At 65.8% G+C, this 19,931-nt stretch carries 19 protein-coding genes and 1 pseudogene; 16 read left to right on the top strand and 4 right to left on the bottom strand.

The window, feature by feature from the left end:
• The 3 genes from ACTWQO_RS46360 to eccE all read right to left on the bottom strand — a co-directional run.
• Positions 1-1,499: SCO5717 family growth-regulating ATPase (locus tag ACTWQO_RS46360; RefSeq protein ID WP_443243428.1), on the bottom strand; the 1,499-nt coding region annotated here is incomplete at its 3' end.
• 184 nt (positions 1,500-1,683) lie between these two features.
• Positions 1,684-2,514 carry a hypothetical protein gene (locus ACTWQO_RS46355; RefSeq protein WP_443243427.1) on the bottom strand — a complete coding sequence of 277 codons (831 nt, stop codon included), beginning with the start codon at positions 2,512-2,514 and terminating at the stop codon, positions 1,684-1,686.
• Positions 2,514-3,827 carry a type VII secretion protein EccE gene (gene eccE / locus ACTWQO_RS46350; RefSeq protein WP_443243426.1) on the bottom strand — a complete coding sequence of 438 codons (1,314 nt, stop codon included), beginning with the start codon at positions 3,825-3,827 and terminating at the stop codon, positions 2,514-2,516. The genes ACTWQO_RS46355 and eccE overlap by 1 nt, the downstream gene beginning before the upstream one ends.
• Before the next feature lie 385 nt (positions 3,828-4,212).
• On the opposite strand from eccE, the gene eccB reads away from it, so the two are divergent.
• The 16 genes and pseudogenes from eccB to ACTWQO_RS46270 all read left to right on the top strand — a co-directional run bounded on the left by eccB (position 4,213) and on the right by ACTWQO_RS46270 (position 19,169).
• Positions 4,213-5,802, top strand: a complete 1,590-nt coding sequence (gene eccB / locus ACTWQO_RS46345) for a type VII secretion protein EccB (RefSeq protein ID WP_443243425.1) — start codon at positions 4,213-4,215, stop codon at positions 5,800-5,802.
• A gap of 230 nt (positions 5,803-6,032) precedes the next feature.
• Positions 6,033-6,344 carry a WXG100 family type VII secretion target gene (locus tag ACTWQO_RS46340; protein ID WP_443243424.1) on the top strand — a complete coding sequence of 104 codons (312 nt, stop codon included), beginning with the start codon at positions 6,033-6,035 and terminating at the stop codon, positions 6,342-6,344.
• A 101-nt stretch (positions 6,345-6,445) separates the two neighbouring features.
• A complete protein-coding gene (locus ACTWQO_RS46335) occupies positions 6,446-6,736 on the top strand; it encodes a WXG100 family type VII secretion target (RefSeq protein ID WP_301984660.1) in 291 nt (96 codons plus the stop codon).
• A 370-nt stretch (positions 6,737-7,106) separates the two neighbouring features.
• On the top strand, positions 7,107-8,378 hold the full coding sequence (mycP, locus tag ACTWQO_RS46330; RefSeq protein ID WP_443243423.1) for a type VII secretion-associated serine protease mycosin: 1,272 nt from the start codon (positions 7,107-7,109) through the stop codon (positions 8,376-8,378).
• A gap of 81 nt (positions 8,379-8,459) precedes the next feature.
• Positions 8,460-8,810, top strand: coding sequence for a hypothetical protein (locus tag ACTWQO_RS46325; protein ID WP_443243422.1), 351 nt, complete (start codon positions 8,460-8,462; stop codon positions 8,808-8,810).
• 38 nt (positions 8,811-8,848) lie between these two features.
• Positions 8,849-10,294 carry a hypothetical protein gene (locus ACTWQO_RS46320; protein WP_443243421.1) on the top strand — a complete coding sequence of 482 codons (1,446 nt, stop codon included), beginning with the start codon at positions 8,849-8,851 and terminating at the stop codon, positions 10,292-10,294.
• A gap of 203 nt (positions 10,295-10,497) precedes the next feature.
• Positions 10,498-11,718: a type VII secretion-associated serine protease mycosin gene (gene mycP, locus ACTWQO_RS46315; RefSeq protein WP_443243420.1), complete on the top strand. Its 1,221-nt coding sequence runs from the start codon at positions 10,498-10,500 to the stop codon at positions 11,716-11,718.
• 329 nt (positions 11,719-12,047) lie between these two features.
• A complete protein-coding gene (mycP, locus tag ACTWQO_RS46310; protein WP_443243429.1) occupies positions 12,048-13,268 on the top strand; it encodes a type VII secretion-associated serine protease mycosin in 1,221 nt (406 codons plus the stop codon).
• 510 nt (positions 13,269-13,778) lie between these two features.
• On the top strand, positions 13,779-14,117 hold the full coding sequence (locus ACTWQO_RS46305; RefSeq protein ID WP_443243419.1) for a hypothetical protein: 339 nt from the start codon (positions 13,779-13,781) through the stop codon (positions 14,115-14,117).
• Positions 14,114-15,238, top strand: a complete 1,125-nt coding sequence (locus ACTWQO_RS46300) for a WXG100 family type VII secretion target (protein ID WP_443243418.1) — start codon at positions 14,114-14,116, stop codon at positions 15,236-15,238. Before ACTWQO_RS46305 ends, ACTWQO_RS46300 begins: the two co-directional genes overlap by 4 nt.
• Positions 15,239-15,663: 425 nt before the next feature.
• Positions 15,664-16,665: a hypothetical protein gene (locus tag ACTWQO_RS46295; RefSeq protein ID WP_443243417.1), complete on the top strand. Its 1,002-nt coding sequence runs from the start codon at positions 15,664-15,666 to the stop codon at positions 16,663-16,665.
• Positions 16,666-16,817: 152 nt separating this feature from the next.
• Positions 16,818-17,087: pseudogene (locus tag ACTWQO_RS46290) on the top strand (transposase family protein); the annotation flags it as partial.
• Between the two features lie 114 nt (positions 17,088-17,201).
• Positions 17,202-17,714, top strand: coding sequence for a hypothetical protein (locus ACTWQO_RS46285; protein ID WP_443243416.1), 513 nt, complete (start codon positions 17,202-17,204; stop codon positions 17,712-17,714).
• A gap of 225 nt (positions 17,715-17,939) precedes the next feature.
• A complete protein-coding gene (locus ACTWQO_RS46280; RefSeq protein ID WP_443243415.1) occupies positions 17,940-18,488 on the top strand; it encodes a hypothetical protein in 549 nt (182 codons plus the stop codon).
• A gap of 65 nt (positions 18,489-18,553) precedes the next feature.
• Complete coding sequence (locus ACTWQO_RS46275) at positions 18,554-18,685, top strand: hypothetical protein (protein WP_443243414.1); 132 nt, start codon at positions 18,554-18,556, stop codon at positions 18,683-18,685.
• 82 nt (positions 18,686-18,767) lie between these two features.
• Positions 18,768-19,169 carry a hypothetical protein gene (locus ACTWQO_RS46270; RefSeq protein WP_443243413.1) on the top strand — a complete coding sequence of 134 codons (402 nt, stop codon included), beginning with the start codon at positions 18,768-18,770 and terminating at the stop codon, positions 19,167-19,169.
• A 19-nt stretch (positions 19,170-19,188) separates the two neighbouring features.
• On the opposite strand, the gene ACTWQO_RS46265 is transcribed toward ACTWQO_RS46270, so the two are convergent.
• Positions 19,189-19,329: a hypothetical protein gene (locus ACTWQO_RS46265; protein WP_443243412.1), complete on the bottom strand. Its 141-nt coding sequence runs from the start codon at positions 19,327-19,329 to the stop codon at positions 19,189-19,191.
• Positions 19,330-19,931: the final 602 nt, after the last annotated feature.

The raw sequence follows: 19,931 nt of genomic DNA, 5'->3' as shown, positions 1-19,931 counted from the left end.
GGCTGGGGCTGTCCGGGCTGGCCTGCCTGCTGGGGGTAGCCGTATCCGGGAGCCTGCGGGTGGCCGGGTTGCGGCTGCGGGGCGTGCGGCGGCTGGGGCGCCTGTCGTGGGTCGACCGGTGCCGGGTGTCCGCCCTGTGCCGGGTAGCCGGGCTGCTGGGCCGGGGCCGGCGGCTGGACCGGGCCGAACGCGCCCTGGGGCGGGACTTGGTGCGGCTGCGGCTGCGGGGGCTGGGCGGGGTTCTGGGGGTAGCCGTAACCGGCGGGCTGGGGTGCCTGCGGAGGTACGCCCGCGGCAGCGGCGTCCTGGCCCGGCTGCCCTGCCTGCTGCGGTACTCCCTGGGCGGGCTGCGCGGGCACGTAGCCCGGCGGCAGCGGGGGAATCGCCTGGCCGGCCTGGGGCATGGGGGCCGGCATGGCGGGCTCGCCCTGCGGCTGCTGCCCCTGAGTGGCGGCAGGCGGGGCCTCGGGAGCGGGGGGCTGCTGCGGCTGGGCTTCCGGTTCTGCTTCCGCCGTAGCTGACGCCGCGTCGGCGTCCGTCTGCGCGGGGGAGCCCGCATCGGGCTGAACGACCGCGGTCCCCTGGCCGTCCGTACCGTCCGTGTCGGCCGAACCGTCAGCCTCGGGCGCCGACCCGGCGGAGCCGTCCGCCTCGGCCTCGTCGCCGCGCTCCTCCTCCGGCTCCTCGTCGTCGGAGGTCTCGCCGAACAGCCGCGCGGCCTCGGCATCGGCGGCGGCGTGGTTGAGGTCGGGCAGCGGCTCACCGGCGGCGGGCTCGTCGGGGGCGCTCGCCGCGGGGGCGGCGGCCTGGGACGGGCTGCCCTGGGAGTCCTCGTCGACCGGACGCAGCACCGGGAAGCCGGGCGCTGCGGGAGGCGGGGTCGACGGCTGCTGCTGAGCCGGTACGTGACCACCCGACGTGTCCTGGCGCTGCTGGGGCACGCTCGCTCCCGCCTGCTGGGGGTAGCCGTATCCGCCGGGCGTCGCGGCGCCTCCGGCCGTGGGGGCGGCGGTGCCCGGCTGCTGCTGCGGAGGCTGTGGCGGTTGCGGCTGGGCGGGCTGCGGCTGGCTGGACTGAGGCTGGGCGGGCTGAGGCTGGCCCGGTTGCGGCTGGGCCGGCTGCGGATACCCGTAGCCGTCGGTGCCACCCGTGCCGGACTGGTTCGCGCCGGGCGCGTCCGACGTGGGCTGCTGCGGTGCGGGTGCGCGATAGGTGTACGGCTGGGCCGGCGCCGGAGCGCTCGGTGGGGGAGCCTGCGGTGCGGGAACGCCGGGCGGTCCGGAGGACGGCACGGCGGGCGATCCGGTCGGCGGTGGAGGCTGCGGTGAGGACGGCCCGGGGTTGCTCGGTTCGTCGTTCGCGGAGCCACTCTGCGGCTTCGGGGCGTACCAGGCGGGAGGCGTGTAGACGATTTCGAACTCACCGGTGAGTTCGGTCTCCTGCTCGTCCCCGTCAGAGGACGGGCCGCCGCCGTTGTAGTCGGACCGATCCCTGTTCACTGCTTGCCTCCTGGTCAGCCACTGCTGCTGAGTTGGTCGTCGCGGCCGGGCGGACCGAGTGGCGAACCCCACGCGGCTGCGATCGTCACCGCATCACCAGAAGCCTAATCACTTGCATCGCGCTAGGGAAAAGCGCCCACGGGCACGGCCGGTTCGCACCCCATGCCCGGAAACGAAGACGCGTTCAGTCCATCCGACGGGCCACGCCGAGCAGGCCCGTCTCCGCGTCTGTGGGTTCGGTCATCACGAAGGTGCGGTGCTTGCGGGTGCACCACAGGGCGACGCTGTCATGCAGGTTCGACAGATACTGCAGCGGTTCGTCCGGGATGCCCAGAGTGTCCCGTACGATCTCGGTCTCCTCGGGCGAAATGCGCTGAATGCCGACCAGTTGGGCCTGGGCCAGCCAGCGCGGCGCGTGCTCGCTGACGAAGGGCAGCACCGTCACCACGGCCTGCCACGGCAGCGCGGTCACCCGGCCGCGCGGCGGACGGATGCCGCAGTCCCGGATCAGGACGACGGGGCTGGAAACGGACGGCCCCTGAGCGGGCACCCGTCCCACCGGGTAGACGGTCACGCACTGCTGGCCGCCACCCGCCGACTGGGCCAGCTGCTGCCACGCCTGCGGCCGGCCGGTCTCCACGCCCACGCGCGCGCCGGTCGCCGCGATACGCAACGCCAGCACCTGGGCCAGCCAGAGGCCGCCCACGAGCACGACGTCGAAGGGGGTCGGACGGGACAGACCGAGCACGGCGGGCTGCGACGCCCGGTCGGTGCCGATGATCACGCCGTCGTCGCCGATCGGCATGCTGATCGCCTCAAGCTCGTCGACGGTGACGACATGGCGGTTGCGGCGCGGCCCGCGCAGCCCGAACCCCGGGCTGAAGACACGCCGTTGCTGCCGCGGCTCCGGCTGCCGGATGATCGGGATCATGCCGGTGTCGGAGGGCGAGGCCACGTGCGCGGGGGTGGCCCGGCCCGGCTGGCCCGGGGGCATGGTCGGTGCGGGGTGGGACATCAGTACGTACCTCCGAGCGGCAGAGTGGCGAGGGCTCCCGGGACCTGCTCCCGGTCGAGGCGGACCAGACCGACCTTCGCGGTACTCGCGGTCCGCTCCAACTCCCGTCCCACCTGGCCGAGTTCGCTGTCTCCACGGGCGGTGACACGGATGTGCCCCGCGAGGGAGACACCCCGGCTGCCGGCCTTGCTCAGGGTGACACTGAACGTCGTGGCGAGCACCGGGAGAGAGGTGAACCGCGTCACCAGCTCGGGCAGCGCCACACCGCCGTTCCCCAACTGCGGCCAACGGGACACCCAGTACGTCGTATGCCACCGGTCGTCGACCCGCCACGTCCGTACCGATTCGACCGAACGGCGCTGGGTCCGCCCGTCCTGGCCGTGCTGCGCGTTGGCGCGCGGGTTGAGGCAGCTGGACGTCGCCAGCGCCTGCACCAGCTCGTTCTCGTCCAGGATGGTCGCCTTGAACCCGGCCCCGGCCAGTCGGCTGGTCAACTGGTCCGCCACCCGCAGCAGAGCGCGCTGCGCCCCGGGAACACCGTCGCCGCGCGCCTGAACCGCCTCCGGGCACAGCTCCGGGTCCAGCTTGAGAGCGACCCAGGTGAGCCGGAGCGCGGGCGAACCGGTCTGCGCCTGCAGTGGGCCGTACGACCGCGCGGCGATCGACTGCTCGGGCAGATGCGGTGCGGGCGCCGGCTGGGTGTGCTGGACCACCTGCGCGGAGGCGAGCCGGATCCCGTCGACCTCCAGAGCCTCCTGGATCAGCTTCAGCGGCAGCTGCCGCCCGGCGCCCCCGGGGCGCAACGGCTGGTCCGCCGGTTGCACGAAGAGCACCGCGGTCAGGAAGGTCCCGTCACCGATCAGACCGATCGAACGGTCGTCACGGGACACGAACTCATAGGTCCGCAGCGCCGGATCGCACTCCACGACCGGAGCCAGCATCGCGTCCGTGCCCGGCGGCACGGGCAGCTTGGCCTCGCGCTGACGGCGCCTCAGCGCGCGCGCCGTGTCGTACCACTCGGCCAGCGGCCGACGGCCCCGGCGCAGGACCGCGAGAAGCAGCAGCAGCGCCGCCACGGCACCCGCGGGGGCCAGCAGCCAGGACACGTCGGTGACCCAGGCGACGAGCATGACCGCCGCCGCGAGCTCCACCAGGATCAACTGCTGCAGCCGTACCGGGCCCATACCGCCCGGGGTGGGCAAGGTGCGTGGCGACGCGGCGGCGGGGGCCGGAGTCGACGTGCGTCCGCGGTCCGGACCGTCCGGTTGCTGCTGTGCGCGGCGTGCGCGCCGAGTGCTCGTAGCGCTGGTCATCCCCCGGGACATCCCTTTCGCGAAGTGGTGGCCGTTCGTCGGGCGTCCATTGGCCCACATCGTCCATACGAGTGGCTCACGGTACCCGCTGCCGGGCACAGACGGCACAGCGGCGCAGGGGACACCGACCCCGGGTGGCCAGCCTCGCACGGACCGGGCCCGCATGGTGGAGCGCTGTCGTGAAGCTCTGTGAAGATGATCTGTGAAGATGCGGGGACGGCCGTACCCTGATGGACCGCCGCACCGCGGCGCAGTGCATAGTGGATGCCTGCTCGGCCGGAGCGGCGGCCTCGCGTTCCACGGTCAGGCCTCACGATTCGCGGTCAGGCACGATCGGGCACGGTCGAGCACCATCGGGGACCAGAATTCGGGAGACACGGGGACCATGGCAAAGCAGCGTCGGGATGAGCTCGCCGCCTACACGTTCGCTCGCAAGCGCACCGTCGCGGCGTTTCTGGCGCCGTCCCCGGGCGGCTCCGAAGAAGGCGCACCGCGTCCGGTTCGTACGGTGATGCCCAGCCTGGCGGTGGGCATCGTGCTGGTGATCGGCTTCATCGCCTGGGGCGTGATCAAGCCCTCCGCGCCCAAGGGTTGGGACACTCCCGGCGAGTACATCATCGTCGACAGCGACTCCACGACGCGCTACGTCGTCCTCAACGACGAGACGTCGAGCGGCAAGAAGACCAAGACGCTGCACCCCGTCCTCAACTACGCCTCCGCCAAGCTCCTCCTGGACAAGGGCAAGGGCAGCGTCATCGAGGTCCCCGGCAAGGAGATCGACAAGAGCGGCATCCCGCACGGCGCGACCCTCGGCATTCCGTACGCCCCCGACCGGCTGCCCGCCAAGGACGACGCGGAGAAGGCGAAGACCTGGGCGGTGTGCGAGCGCCCGGCCTCCGGCTCCGGCACGGACGACGCCATCGACCGTGCCGTCTTCGTCCTCGACTCCGACGACGCGAAGTCGCTCGCGGGCAAGGTCGACCCGCGCGAGGCCCTGTACGTCAAGGACCCCAAGACCGACCAGGAATACCTGGTCGACGGCAAGGGCAACCGCTTCCTGCTGGGCGGCCCGTCGGGTCTCGACGAGACCACCATGGAGCAGCTGCGCGCCGCCGTCATCGGCACCACGTCCGAGCCCCAGCCGGTGAGCCAGGAGTGGCTGCGCACCCTCAACGAGGGCGGGGTCATCACCTTCCCGACGGTTCCGTCCGCCGGCGCGACGACCGCGGTCCAGGGACTCCCCTCCGAGGTGAGCACCGTAGGGCAGGTCCTCAAGGCACAAGAGGCGCAGGGCCCCCAGTACTACGTCGTCCTCCAGGACGAGATCGCCCGCATCACGCCGTTCGTCGCCGCGCTGCTCCAGGTGAAGGACGGGGTCGACCCCATCGAGGTCGACACCCGCGACATCATCGAGGCCAACGGCGGCCCGGCCGACCGGTTCTACGCGGACAAGGGCTGGCCCGAGACCGTTCCGCGGCAGGCCAACCCCGCGGCCACCGCGACCGGCGAGGCCCGTAACACCTCCTGCAGCGTCTACGACGGCACCATCGGCCCGGACAGCAAGCCACAGCTCGCCGCCTGGGCCGGAACGGCGTACCCCAAGAAGGTCGTCGCCGAATCGCTGAGCGCCTACGTCTCCTCCGGTTCGGGCCTCCTCTTCCAGGAGGTCACCGGTGCGGCGGGCGGCGGCGGTGCGACGTATCTGCTGACGGACACGGGCCTGCGGTACTCGCTGCCGACGAACAACGACAGTGAGGCGGAGGGGGCGGAGGCAAGCGGCAGCGGTTCGTCCGAGTCCTCCTCGTCCTCGTCGGAGGGTGAGTCGGGCGACGCGAGCGAGACGGCGAAGGCGCGCACGCGGCTGGGTTACGAGGACGTCTCCAACCCGGCGTTCGTACCGCAAACTTGGGCGACATTCATCCCGAAGGGCCCGACCCTGGACACGGGTAGCGCGGCACAGCCGCAGAGCCAGTGACGTGCTGAGGATGTGCGGGAGTGAGCGCCAACGGGGTTGCGAGCGAGGGGACTTGACAGCAACCATCCACCCACGCATCGCGCGTGTGTGTGAATGCTGTAACTGAAAGACCTTGCCTGTGGGTATGAGACAGGCGGAGGATAGAGTGCTTCCAGCGTTCACGAACGGAACGCCACTCCGGGACTGGTAAGGGTTTCCCGGATCAACGACGACATGGGGGAAGGTTCATCATGGCCGGCCAGTTCCGGGTAACAGAGGACGAACTGACCAAGCTCTCCGGGGACATCACCACGGTGAACGGTCAGCTGCAGGGTGAGATCCGCCGTCTCAACGGAGTGATCGACCAGATCGCCGGCGGTTGGCAGGGTGGCGCAGCCACGTCGTACCGCCAGCTGCAGGAGCGTTGGAACGCGGACGCGAAGAGGATGAGCGACATCCTCAACGACATCAAGGAAGCCGTGGACTCCACGCGGAGCAACTACTCCGCGTCGGAAGAGCAGCAGAACTCCGAGATCAGCAAGATCATGTCGGACTTCGGCTGATCGAGCCGTGGGGTGGCCGGCTCGCGCCGGTTTTGCCCGTCTCCATAGCTTTCCACTGATTCCTTCCGACTCTTCCTGAATCGGACTCTTCCTGAAAGGGAATGACGATGTCGATCCTCGTCAATTACGCAACCATCACCAACGCGTCCACCGACGTGAAGACCACCGCCGGTCGCATCAAGCAGCAGCTCGACGACCTCGAGGCCGCGGTCAAGCGCGTCGCCAACACCTGGGAAGGCGAGGCGCAGGAGGGCTACCAGCGCAAGCAGCGCGAGTGGGACCGCACCGCCGCCGACCTGCACGCGACCCTGCTGAAGATCTCCACGGCCCTGCAGAGCGCGGCCGACAACTACCAGGCCACTGAGAAGAGCAACGCCAACACCTGGGGCTGAGCCCGTCGGCGGCCCGAGGGGTGTGCGTGAATGCGGTGGATCGGCCCAGCAGGCGCGAAGGCGTCGGCTGGGCCGCCCCTTTCTGAGGGGCCGCGCACAACACATCCTGCGAATCTTCACATTCGCGGATGGGTTGTTCACGCGCATGCTTCAGCGTCGAGGACCTAGGGGACCTAGTCGAGGACTTAGGGAACTCAGAGGCCCTCGCGGGCTTCGCAGTCGTCGAAGTCAACGAAGCGGGCGCAGCAGACGTAGTAGACGTAGTAATCGAGTGAGCGACGTAGTAGTCGAAGCAAGCCGGCAGGCCAGCAAGCTCACAAGTGAGCATGCAGGTAAGCCAGGTAAGCAAGGAAGCCCTGGGAGTCTGGACATGAGGGGCCTGGACGTGGAGGGCCTGACAGCCCGTTCGCGCAGCGGCAACAGTGGAACCCGCGCACTGCAGCGGGCCTTTGGCGTGCTCGCGGCGACGGGAATCTGCCTGGCATCCGCTCCACCGGCACTGGCGTCCGACAACTCGGGCAACCCAGATTTCGGCCTGACGGCCAGCTCGGAGTGCGTCTTCGGCGGCGACGTCATCAAGTCCACGCCGTGGTCACTCCAACGTGTCCTCCTGGACCAACTGCGCGAACAGGCGACGGGTGAGGGCGTCACGGTGGCGGTGATCGACACCGGCGTGGACGACTCCAACCCTCAACTCCGCGGCGCGGTGGGCGGCGGCAGCAAGTCCTACGTCGGGGGCAAGGCCACCGATGACCTCGAAGGCCACGGCACCCGGGTCGCGGGCATCATCGCCGCGCGACCCCTCAAGGGCACGGGCTTCGTGGGCATCGCACCGGACGCCAAGATCCTGTCCTACCGCTACACGGGCGGTGAGGAGAAGCAGGGCAACTCGGGCACCATGGCATCGGCCATCGACGCCGCGGTCGCCGCGGGCGCCGACATCATCAACATCTCCTCCGACACCGCGGACAAGTCCGACAACCTCGTCCTGGGGACCGCCGTGGCGAACGCGGTACGCAAGGGCGCGCTGATCGTGGCTGCCGCCGGCAACGACGGAGCGGACGGCAAGTCGGCCAACACATACCCGGCTTCCTACGACGGCGTCCTCGCGGTAGCAGCCTCCGACCGCAACGACGAACGCGCCTTCTTCTCCCAGTCCGGCGACTTCGTCGACATCGCAGCGCCGGGCGTCGGCATGGTCTCCACGGTCCCGCAGGGCGGGCAGTGCACCGCGGACGGCACGAGTTTCGCAGCGCCGTATGTCGCGGGCGTCGCGGCCCTGCTGAAGCAGAAGCACCCGGACTGGAAGGCGTCCCAGATCGCGACCCGGCTCGAGGAGACGGCTCAGCGGCCGGGGCGGGGGCCCAATCGGTTCATCGGGTGGGGTGTTGTGGATCCGGTGGCTGCGTTGTCGGATGACTCCACGCCGGGGAGCTCGCCGTCACCGGATCCGGTGGTGGCGGCTGGAGGGGGCGGGGTTGTCCCTATGGCGGTGACCATGGGAGAGACCGAGGCTGAGCGGGAGCGCCGGATCGCCATGTATGTCTTGGGCGTTGGGGCGGCTCTGGCGTTGGTGGTTGCGGGGGGTGGGGTGGCTGTGCGGGATTGGCAGGCGCGGCGGGGTGGTCGGGCTGGTGGGTAGTAGTCGGGTTGGGCGATCGATGACTTGGGCGCCGAGTGGGTGCGCTGACAACTTCAGGAACAGGGGAGAGGACAACGGGGTATGAGTAACGGGATGCGGGTCGATCTGAGCGCGCTGGATGAGGTCATCCGGAAGCTCTGGACGTTGCTGGACGATATGGATAAAGCGGGGCAGACGTCGCGGTACAACACGGAGATCCCGATGGACGCGTTCGGGAACTCGTGCCTCTTTTTGGAGGCGGGCGAACTGCATGAGGCCCACAAGAACATGAAGACCGATCTTGAGAACGCGATCAAGGGCCTGCATGGGTTGATCGACAAGTTCGGCACGAGCACCTCCAAGGTCAAGGACAAGTACACCGAGCAGGAGTACGCGAACAAGCACCAAATGGGTGGTGACACGGGGAGCTCGAACGGCTCGTTTGCAAGGTAGCCCGATCGAGAATCACCTATTAGAGGGAGGAGTTCAAAATGGCTGGTGACAAAGACCTGCCCAAGCCAGTGATTGAGAATGACGTCTGCGTTGCGGACCCGGGGCGGCCCCAGACCAAGACTCAATTCATTGAGTACTCGCTCAAAGAGCTCAAGCAGATGCTTGATCTCACCGACCCGGTGGCGATCGAGCGAGTCGGCGATCACTGGAAGTCGGTTAAGGGTATCCTCGCCGGCGGTAAAGACGGTGAGGGAATCGCTGGCGTGCTCGATAAAGCCGTCGACAGCGTCCTGGAGTACTGGGAGGGCGAAGCAGCCACGAGTTTTGAGAAGAAGGCTCGCCAGATCGCGCAGAGCATCAGGAACGCGGCTTGGCACGCCGACCTCAACAGCTCCCAAATGGCTGACGCCAGCTCGCAGCTACGCAGGTTCAAGGCGCAGCTGGACGCGATCGAGGAGCCCAGTGGCTGGGCCAAGCTTGGCGATGCCCTCAGCGACTGGAAATGGGACAACGGCGAAGCAGTAGCCAGCGACCTCAAGGACCGCCAGCTCACTGCCAAGGAAGTCGCGGAAATCAACGAGGGCAAGATCGGCGCGAGCCGTGAAGCCCAGCTCAATGGTGTTGCCGTCATGGAGGACCTCGCGGCTCAATACATGCGAGTCTCGCGGAACTTGAAGAACAACAGAATCGTCGACGACGGTCAGGGCAATATCAAGGAGCCCAACGGTCAGGTGGAGTACCCACCACCTGTCGTCTCGCCCGGTGTAGGTGCGTCCCGTCCAAGCGGTTCGGCATCAGGCAACAAGCCGTGGAGCGCCGGTCCGACCACGAGCGTGAAGCCGGCCCCAACGGGGCCCCGTGACCAGGGCATCACGGGAGGTGCACAGCTCCCGACCAGCAAGACGAAGGTGGACAGCATCTCACCGGGTCTGACAGGGCCCGGTCCCGGCACTGGCACTGGAGGCCCCGGCGTCGGCGGGGGCGGGGTTGGGACCGGCGGGGCTCAGGGCCCGGGGATCGTGGCTCCTGGCGGAGGGACCGGCGTCGGACGCGGTACGGCAGGACGCGGCGGCATTGGTGTTCCGGGCGGCGGTCGCGCAGCTGGTACTGGCGCGGGAGCAGGCCGCGGTGCCGGAGGCCGAGCCGGTATGGGCGGCATGGGCGGCGGTGGAGCCGGCGCAGCCGGCCGAGGTGGTGCTGGCGCTGGCGGACGTGGAGCCCTAGCGAAGTCCCGTGGCGGCGTGGTCGGAGCGGCCAAGGGCATCACTGGCAAGGGCGCCGGTGGCGGTGCGGGCCTGCACGGCAGCCGCGGCGGAACCCAGCGCGGGGCCGGTGCAATGGCTGGCGGCATGGGCGGTCGCAACGGCCGCCGGCCCAACGACGAGAATAGCCAGGGCGAGCGTCCCGACTACCTGGTCGAGGACGAAGAGACCTGGATCTCGGAAGAAGACCGCAACCGAAACGTACCGCGGACCATCGAGTAGGCACACTAGTGAGCCGCACGGAGAGATCGTGCGGCTCACTCGCATGAAGGCTGGCGGAACCAGTCGTGGTTTGAGTGAGGAGCAAAGAAGTGAGTTTCAAGCGAGTCTGGTCCACGGCGGGAGTCGTGACGCTGACAGGAGCTTTGCTCCTCACTACGGCCCCATCCGCATCGGCGGACTACGTCAGAGATCAACAATGGGCCTTGAACGCATTCGCAGTAGAAGATGTATGGGCTGAATCCCAGGGGCAAGGCGTTACCGTTGCGGTTGTCGACACTGGTGTCGACGCCAGTCACCCCGATCTGACGGGCCAGGTTCTTAAGGGCAAGGACTTCACCGGTGGAGGAGATGCCCAAGAGGACGTGGTCGGGCATGGGACCAGTATGGCGAGTCTTATTGCTGCGCATGGCCATGGTGCAGGAAATGACTCCGGCATGATCGGCCTCGCGCCTAAGGCCAAGATTCTGCCACTGCGCACCCTCCAGACGCGAGATGATAAGAACCTGGACGAGACGTGGGCTCCTGCGGTTCGTTATGCGGTGGACGAGGGTGCGAAGGTCATCAACCTGTCCTTTGCTGATGAGTACAGCACGACGGGAATCGATGGCCGAGATGCAATTGCGTATGCGCAGGCGCACGATGTAGTTGTTGTTGCTGGAACAGGGAACAATGGTGGAGATGTCGGTTATCCGGCTGCGTTGCCCGGAGTGGTGGCTGTCGGTGCCGTGGATAAAGAGGCCAATCTTTGGGAGAATTCCAACACGGGGAAGCAAGTGGCGCTGACAGCGCCCGGCGTCGAAATTCTCGGCGCAAACAAGAACCGATCCCAGGGGTACGGTATTGCTAGCGGCACCTCGGACGCAACAGCCTACGTATCCGCTGCCGCAGCCTTGGTCCGCTCAAAATTCCCTGACCTCTCCGCAGGCCAGGTCATCAACCGCCTGATCAAGTCAGCCACGTTCGCGCACCACAAAGGGCTCAAGGCGCCCGACGAGGAATACGGCTACGGGATTGTTCGGCCCTATTCGGCACTCACGATGGACATCCCGACCGGTCCCAAGAAGAACCCCCTCGGCCAGCTCAAGTCATCCTCCGTTTCTAGCCAGTCATCCAAGGATACGGACTCTTCGACCCAGGCCAAAAAGAAGAAGTCCTCCTCCAGTAACCTCGTTCTGATTGGCGGCATTGCAGCTGTCGTGGTCATCGGCGCGATCGCCTTCGTGGTAATCCGAAGCCGCCGCAACGGAGGTAACGGCGGACCCGGTCCCGGTGGCGGAACCCCCGCTTATGGCGCGGGCTACTCGCCCCAGCCCTCGGCGGGCCATCAGCCGTACCCCAACGCAACTCCCAACCAGGGGTACCCGCCTACTCCCGGCCAGCACCCCAATCCTTACGCCCAACAACCCCCGCACCAAGGTCAGTAGGAGTGACCCAGTAGCGGCGGATCGTGCGTGAGCATCGTCATCTTCGTACTCCCGACCGACCCTGTTGGGCACCGCCTGTGACGGCTGCTGGAATGTGGCGGACCCTCGAGTAGCCAAACCCGCGAGCCGCACGGAGTAACCGTGTGGCTCGTCTGCATGAAGACTGGCGGAGCCTGTCGTAGTTGAGCGAGGAGCAGAAAGTGCGTTTCAAGCGAGTCTGGTCTGCGGCGGGAGTCGCGGCATTGACAGGGGCTTTGCTCCTCACAGCGGCCCCAGGCGCCTCAGCGGACTACGTCAGGGATCAACAGTGGGTCTTGGACGTATTCGCGATGGAAGACACCTGGGCTGAGGCACAAGGGGAGGGGGTGACTGTTGCCGTAGTAGATTCCGGCGTGGACGGCAGTCACCCGGATCTAGCTGGACAGGTCCTTGAGGGTAAAGACTTCACTGGCGGAGGTAACCCCCAGAAGGACTTGGACGGTCATGGGACGAGCATGGCGAGCATCATCGCTGCGCACGGCCATGGCGCCGGCAATGAGTCTGGCATGGTTGGGTTCGCGCCAAAGGCGAAGATTTTGCCCCTTCGTGTCCTTCAGACACAGAAAGACCCCAATCATGATGAGACCTGGGCCGCGGCGGTTCGATACGCAGTGGACCATGGCGCGAAGGTAATCAATCTTTCTTTCGGTAACGATGGTGGCAAGACTCTAAGTGATGGTCGTGCGGCTATCGCGTATGCGCAAGCCCACGATGTCGTTGTTGTTGCGGGCGCAGGTAATGACGGATCCATTGCTGTCGACGAGCCAGCAGCACTGCCCGGGGTTGTTTCTGTGGGTGCTGTGGATAAGAACGCCAACCGCTGGGAAGGCTCCAACACTGGAAAGGGGCTTGTCCTAATGGCTCCCGGTGTCGAGATTCTCGCCGCGGATACGACTCTGTCGCCGCAATACAGTTTGTCAAATGGCACATCGGGTGCCACAGCCTATGTATCCGCTGCTGCCGCCTTGGTCCGCTCCAAGTTCCCTGACCTCACGGCCGGCCAAGTCATCAACCGCCTCATCAGATCGGCCTCGTTCCTCGGCCACAAGGGACTAAAGGCACCCGACGAGGAGTATGGCTACGGGATTATCCGTCCCCGCCAGGCGGTGACGATGGATATTCCCGCTGGACCCAAGGAGAACCCTCTCGGCCAGCTCCAATCGTCCGACTCGACGTCCGGCAAGGCATCCGAGGAAGCGAACGCCTCGACTCAGGCCACGAAGAAGTCTTCCTCCATCAGCGTCCTCGTCCTCGCTGCCGGCATCGCAGCCATTGTGATCGTCGGTGCTATCGCCTTTGTGGTGATCCGCAACCGCCGCAACGGAGGTAACGGCGGCCCGGGCTCCGGCGGCGGCACCGCGGTTTATGGCACCAGCTACCCGTCCCAGCCCCCAACGGGCTACGGGTCGTATCCCCACTCAGCTCCCCAGGGGTACCCACCTGCTCCAGGCCAGCCCCCGCATTACCCCAACCCGTACGCCCAACAACCCCCGCACCAAGGGCAGCAATAGGAGTAACGCCCCGGGTTTTCCGCCCCCTGGCGATCGGCCAGCAGAGCGAACAAGTCCGAGTAAGAGAAGGGATCTTCGTCAATGGGCGCCATCGTCCTTGTCGTCGGCATCATCGGCGTAGGAGCCGTAATCGCCGCAGTCATCGTCTTCGCAGTAACCCGCAGCCGCCGATCATCGGGCAACGGCGCCCCCGCCAACGGAACTTACCCGCAGAACATGGGTCACCCGCCTCAGCAGCCGATGTACCCGCCCGCACAACAGCCGTACCCCAACGCAGCCCCCAATCAGGGGTACCCCACTCCTCCGGGACAGCCCCCGCAGAATCCCAACCCGTACCCCCAACAGCCCCCGTACCAAGGCCAGTAGCGGAGTTGGGCCTCATTCAGCAGCGGGCTGAAGGGCCGCCTGCATCCCTTACGTGAATTGATGCAATCCGAGGTCCGACCTGCACGCGATGACCTCGCTTGCTCAGTGCCGCAGTACGTGCATCAACAGAACCAGGACAGTGAAGTGGCTGACGACGGAACCTCGTATTACGAACCCGGGGCGGGAAGGGACTTGGCCCGGAAATTCGAGATGCAGGCATACGACCTCAGGGCGTACCTCAAGAAGTTCGAGGAGGAGACAGGGGCAGAAGCGATCACTGATGGCTTCGGCGTCTTGACGGAGTCGGAGGAGGTCACGTCCGCATACATCTCTTACTCCACGGACGTTGCCAGCGCCATGAAGGTCGTGCATCAGCACTTGGACCAGATCGCTGACGCTTTGCGAAAGGTGAACCGAGACACCGAAGTCACTGACGACGACCTCGCGGTTCTCTTCGGGAAGAATTCGGACGGTGACCGGTGAGCGGGAACGAGTCCGTAGCCGAAGAGATCATCGAACTCGGCATTGAGGTCATCAATCCGGGCGGTCGTCCTGATGAGTTGAAAGCTGCGGCTAAAGCGTGGCGACAGCTGAAGACTGAAGTCGAAGGCATGGTCAAGGACCTGGACAAGGACGTCAGGGCCACAGTCGGACACACTTGGCGTGGTGAGGCAGCCAATGCCTTCCTTGTTCATTGGGACGAGTTCGCGGCTGCTGTACTGAGCGCGACGGACGATTTTGACGAAGCCGCCAAGGGTCTTGACGAAGCTGCCAAGTGTATCGAGGAGGTTAATGAAGAGATTCACGGCATCTATGTGGAGATCGGCATCTCCATTGGCGTCTCGGTGGGCATGTCATTCCTCACGCTGGGTGTCTCGGCGGCGGCCGGCACAGCGCGAGTCACCATGTTGGTCACAAGGGCTCTCGATGCCGCGGGTCGACTGGGCAGGCTTCTGCGAACGATCGCCAACATTTTCAGGACCCTGTACAACTCGGGAAGGGGAGGGAAGCTCCTCGCCGAGGGGATGCTGAACTGGGCTGGAGGCGCCGCTGGTGGCATGGTCACCAGCCAACTCAGTGGCAAGGGCTGGGAAGTCGGGACCAACATGATCGGTGGCCTGGCGGGCGCGACTGTCGGGACCGCCGCAAGCAAGGCCGTGACCGCAGCGGGCGGCAAGGAGATCCTCAGCGGGATGGCCGGCGGAGCGGCTGGAGGGATGTCGGGCGACTATCTGGACTCGGTCCGCAAGGGGGAGGACTTCGACATCAGACAGAGCGCTGTCACCGGTGTAGCCGGAGGCGCCGCTGGCGGACTCGGCGGCGGGGCAAGGGCGGTCGACAGAGGGCTCGATGACATGGCTCGGGGTCTGAGGAACGAGAACGACTTCGCCTACAGCGGAGACCGCCCAGAGCACCAGCAAACCGGAGTCGACGTTGCATTCGGTGCCACCACGCCCATCGCGGGCGGCGTTTCCGCGAACACAGCGAAAGACGGATTCGACGGTGTGGACAAGAGTGCCGAGGAAGGCCAGAAGGCAGCTGAGCGGGGCGTCGAGGGTAACAACGAGACGGCAACTGACCGGATCCGCGAGGACTTTGGGTGAACCGCGAAGGGACCGTTCTAGTGAACCTCAAGTCCGCTGAGAGAGTCGGTCGCTGGTCCGCCGGGCTCGCCTTCGTGTCTGGCACCGTCGTTTTCACGTTTTGGTTCTTCAGCTCCGAGCCGGCCCTGCGACGCGAGACGATCCTTGGCGCCCTTGTTTGTGCCGTGCTCGGTGTTGTCGCGATCGCTCTCTACCAGGGAAGAACCGGTGGCCGACAGCCATTCAGTGTGGTGGCAGCAGCCGAGTTCACTGGAACCGAGGCAGATACAGAGCGAAGTTGGCCGGGCTCCGGGGCGGTTCCCTTGCCTCGGCGTATCCCCTCGAGGCGGCGACAGTTGTGGCGTTCCTTCGCTCGCCCTGTCGGCGTCTGGAGCCTTCTTGTGGGGCTGGTTGCCATGGCATGGGGATCACCACAGAGGCCTGACTTGGTGGAGCAGATTGATTCAGCCGGGGCAGTGTTCGCGAAGGTTCAGGTCGACGAAGTCAGGGACGTTCGTTTCCACGACCCGAGTAGGGGCAAGTCGTACTACACGGCGACGACTGTTGTTCAGCTTCCGGCCCTGAAAGGTGGGCAACTAGTACCGGCGACGGTGACTACGAAGTCCCCTGAACGACTGAAGTCCGGGGATCGGGTATCGGTGCTCTATGCCCCAACACAACCGCGACTGGGGGCTGTGGCAGGAGACAAGAGCGATCTGGAAGACGAACTGCGCGGCGCTGCTTTGCCAGCTCGCTTGGTCTGGCTTCTCCTTGCCGGATGGGGGATCGGGCTCTGCGTAATCGTGGTGTTGGTTTACACGGAGCAAGGTTTTCGTACCCTTTCTCGCCTGCGTAACAATGACAATGCCATTCGAGGGCGGGTGTCTCATGCTGCACAATTCCGAGATTCCTCAAGGGAACCGGGAAACAGCGCTGCACCGTCGCGAAGTCTGAGCGTCGAGACGACCGCCGGTCACGTGCACCTTCTCGTGGACCTCACGGAACAGGATCTGCCTGATTCGGTACAAGGGGAGCAGGCCTGGCTGTGCTGGGACGCGCGTCGCGGTACGGGCGGTCGGCGTTTCTCTCCTCGTGTGACTCCTGCTGCTCTGATTTCTGATCACGGCTGGGTGATGCATGGAACTCTCACCGTCCGCGAAGGACAATTGTTGGCAGGCGGCAGTGCGCCGGTTCACAAACTGATTGATGCAGCGGGCGATGGGCGACTGCTCCGGCTGTGGGATCCGCATTCCAAGTGGCCACTTTTCGTGAGTCGGTCAACTTTGTTCATCTTGGTGCTGATTATTGCTGGTGCAGCGCTGATGACATTCGACGTTGCATCGGGATGGCGCTGGGCAGTAGGAATTGCCGGCCCCGTTGCTGCGGCGCTGTTGGCCGGGTCCTTTTTGATGGATGCGAAGCCCGTCGCAGGAAACGGAACCGGCTAATCGGTGCGCGGATGAATGCAAATCGAACTGATCTATTGATGGCGGCGCGGTCCCCGAAGTCTCTGGCGGTCTCTCTGCATGGTGTGGGATCTCGACGCCCAGGCTCGCTTTCGCTGGCAGCGGCGTATGTGGCTGGATAGGAGGCGGATGCCGCCAAGGACGTCGTCGGCTGCACCATGACGATCGCGGATGGCGGTTACCAGGGCAATGGTCTGGTCATCCCGGTCCGCCGGCGAGAGCGAACTACCCGGCTGGAAAGAGCAGCACAACCGCTCCCACAAACGAGTTCGCGCCCACGTCGAGCACACCTTTGCCCGCATGAAGCGCTGGAAGATCCTGCGTGACTGCCGCCTCAAGGCGAGGGTGTCCACCACGCCATGCGCGGCATCGCCCAACTGCACAACCTCACCCTCGCCGGGTAGGCGGCCATTCTGCACGTCAGCCGAGCGCTCCCACACCCACCAGAAGATCGCTTACGGGACAACCTTCAAGCGGCACATCCTGCACCGTCAATCCGACTCGCATAAGTTGATTTCATGGGTCTGTTCGACAAGCTCACCGGAACCAAGCACCCCGCCGACGGTGTCGCCCCACGATCAGCCGCTGAGGTCCACGCGGCTCTGCTCGGCCTCAATCGCCCCGACGTTCCGTACGTCATCCGGGACGGCAGCGCGGAGGGCGCCGATCTGGTGGCAGAGTGGCGCCTCCTGGACCCGGCCTGGCAGACCATCTTCGTCCGCACCCAGGTGAGCCGAGTGTTCCAGGTCCGTATGCGCCTGGTTCCGGAGAAGCCGGAAGTCCGCTCCCTCGACCAGCAATACGAAGTCACGTGGGTTGGCGACACCCCTAGTCTGGCCATCGCGACCGAGGCCCAAAGCGGTCAGGTACAGACGGTCTCGAAGCGCTGGACGCTGGGCCGGGGCGAAGACGGCGGTCCCGAAGCGCACGAGACATTCAGTTTCGACAGTTCTGACCTGAAGAATCCCCTACAGGACGCTGTTCTCGGTGCGGGGTGGACATGGCGCGGAGTCATCACCGGCAAGCTGTGAGATTGGCTGGATCGCACCCGCCTGCCTGAGTGATGTCCTTCGCCGAAGTATCCACGGCTCCAGTCGCCCGAAGAGCTCGTAACACGATCATGAACGGTCTTTCTTCATGTGCCTGAGCGCTTCAGTTGGCGGCTGCTAGCAAACCGCTTGCGAGTCAGTCAAAGGGCTGCAGGCTTGGATCCGAATGGCCTGCGAGCGCATCGATGACTCCACAAGACTGTCTCCATGAGCGCGTTGTGGAGCTTGCTGGCGGCTCCTGCGGGCGCGGTGGTGACCACGCTCATCGGTGTGTTCGCTGGCAGCGCGGTCAGCAGGAGATCTCAGGATCGACACTGGATCAGGGATCAGCAGGTGGCAGCATATGCATGTGTGCTGCGGGAATCGACTGCGGTACTCATTGGCCTCGGCCAGATGGAAGGAAGTCGTCCCGACTCAGCTCCGCAGGGTGTCGTCGTGGCGACCACTGTCGACTGGCGGCCTTGGAACGAAGCGATAGCTATGGTGAACCTCGTAGCTGATCGGGACACCGCAGAAGCCGTCCACGCCCTCGATGAGCAAATCTGGCAGCTCCACTTCGCTGTGAGACGCGGTCTGACCCCTGACGAGAGCTGGCTGGCTCTGCGAGCTCGCGTTGAAGCGGCGCAGGGCCACTTCCTCAACGTCGCGCGCCGCCGACTCTCGCTCGCCGGAGGTCCGCTCCGGCGCCTCTCAGGACGACCAGCACTGGACGATCCGATGTGGGCTGGGTATCGACCCGGCTCATCCGTCAACTGAGGCGCTCAGCCACACTTGAGGCGTCTCCAGCAGATGAGGCTGCAGGCCAACGAGACGAAGGCGTCATGGAGTTCAGTTCGGCGTTCCCAGCGGACGGCAAGGCGCTTGAACTGGTGGAGGAGGGCGAAGGTCTGCTCGACGACGTAGCGGAGTTTGCCAAGGCCCTTGATGTTGGGGGCGCCCTTGGCGGGAGATGACCGGCAGGATCCTCCGTTTTCGCAGCTCTCGCCGGTTGGGGTTCGATCGTGGGCGATGACCTGTGTGGGGAGGAAGGGCTGGATGAGCGTGGTGTGGGCGGCTACGTCGCCGGAATCGGGACTGTTCCATCCGGTTGAGACACGTTCGGAGGTGAAGGATCTGTCAGACCGCTTCAATGACCTGCGTTCCCGTGGTCAGGGGTATGTCGAGGTTCGGTCACCGAACAGTGAGTTCCCGGTGCTGATCCTGGCCTTCCGAGATGATCACGCGGTCGTCCATCTGATGAGTGACACCGAGCGGATGTCTCTGCTCGCAGGTGACGGCACCGTGCCCTCGGGTGCCGAGGTCGAAGTCCCGATCATGGACGACCTCGCCGCGTTCACGGGCGACTTTGTCCTGGATATCGATCGAGCATGGAACCTGGTGCACGACTTCACCCAGACGCGGGCAGCCGGCCCTCTGGGTGAGTGGTGTGAGTTGTAGCTAAAAGCTCGTGACACGATCATGATCGGTGCTTCTTCAGTCGCCTCCAGCAGATGAGGCCGCGGGCCAACGAGATGAAGGCGGCGTGGAGTTCGGGTCGGCGTTCCCAGCGGACGGCGAGGCGTTTGAACTGGTGGAGCAGGGCGAAGGTCTGCTCCACGACGTAACGGAGCTTGCCCCAGGCCCTTGATGTTCGGGGCGCCTTTGCAAGAGACCACCGGCAGGGCCCGGCGCTTGCGCAGTTCGCGGCGATTGGGGTTGGAGTCCTTAATAGTTGCCCCATGGATCCGCACAGGCTGCCCAGTTACGCCCTGCGTCAACTGCCAACCAATACACGGGCGATTGACGGGCCTACGTAGTCGTCGGCGACGCTTCTTGCTCTGCCTCGGTGCCTGTCACGGCAGTTGACTCGGCCGCGGACGCAGCTACAGCCTCAGTCAACTCCTCCAGCGCGATCACCCGTCGGTCGGCTCGATCTCCGTGGCATCCAACACCCCAGCCCGCCATACTACTTCTTACAGGAGCCCCTCCGCCCGCACGCGGGCACTCGCGGCTCCATACACGTTCGACATCCGAGCACCGATGCCACTGCGCGCCCCTCGGCCATGAAGTGGCCAGAAGGCGCCGCATTCGTCCTGTCGGTAACGGCTGAATCGTGGACCACGGGCAGCAGATGAAAAGTGGACCTCGTGTTCTCAGTTGATGTTGGTCATTCCCCGGTGTTGGCGGCGGGAACCCGTCCGAGGTCGCGGCCGCGCATGC

Source organism: Streptomyces sp. 4N124 (genome assembly GCF_052245395.1).
Lineage (GTDB): Bacteria > Actinomycetota > Actinomycetes > Streptomycetales > Streptomycetaceae > Streptomyces.
Note: the sequence above shows the minus strand (reverse complement) of the source record. Positions and strands in the feature narration are given on the sequence as shown.

Bases quoted from the DNA above. Each gene is read 5' to 3' on its own strand.
- ACTWQO_RS46355 (WP_443243427.1), bottom strand. From the start codon at position 2,514: ATGTCCCACCCCGCACCGACCATGCCCCCGGGCCAGCCGGGCCGGGCC.
- eccE (WP_443243426.1), bottom strand. From the start codon at position 3,827: ATGACCAGCGCTACGAGCACTCGGCGCGCACGCCGCGCACAGCAGCAA.
- eccB (WP_443243425.1), top strand. From the start codon at position 4,213: ATGGCAAAGCAGCGTCGGGATGAGCTCGCCGCCTACACGTTCGCTCGC.
- ACTWQO_RS46340 (WP_443243424.1), top strand. From the start codon at position 6,033: ATGGCCGGCCAGTTCCGGGTAACAGAGGACGAACTGACCAAGCTCTCC.
- ACTWQO_RS46335 (WP_301984660.1), top strand. From the start codon at position 6,446: ATGACGATGTCGATCCTCGTCAATTACGCAACCATCACCAACGCGTCC.
- mycP (WP_443243423.1), top strand. From the start codon at position 7,107: ATGAGGGGCCTGGACGTGGAGGGCCTGACAGCCCGTTCGCGCAGCGGC.
- ACTWQO_RS46325 (WP_443243422.1), top strand. From the start codon at position 8,460: ATGAGTAACGGGATGCGGGTCGATCTGAGCGCGCTGGATGAGGTCATC.
- ACTWQO_RS46320 (WP_443243421.1), top strand. From the start codon at position 8,849: ATGGCTGGTGACAAAGACCTGCCCAAGCCAGTGATTGAGAATGACGTC.
- mycP (WP_443243429.1), top strand. From the start codon at position 12,048: ATGGAAGACACCTGGGCTGAGGCACAAGGGGAGGGGGTGACTGTTGCC.
- ACTWQO_RS46285 (WP_443243416.1), top strand. From the start codon at position 17,202: ATGGGTCTGTTCGACAAGCTCACCGGAACCAAGCACCCCGCCGACGGT.
- ACTWQO_RS46280 (WP_443243415.1), top strand. From the start codon at position 17,940: ATGAGCGCGTTGTGGAGCTTGCTGGCGGCTCCTGCGGGCGCGGTGGTG.
- ACTWQO_RS46275 (WP_443243414.1), top strand. From the start codon at position 18,554: ATGGAGTTCAGTTCGGCGTTCCCAGCGGACGGCAAGGCGCTTGAACTG.
- ACTWQO_RS46270 (WP_443243413.1), top strand. From the start codon at position 18,768: ATGAGCGTGGTGTGGGCGGCTACGTCGCCGGAATCGGGACTGTTCCAT.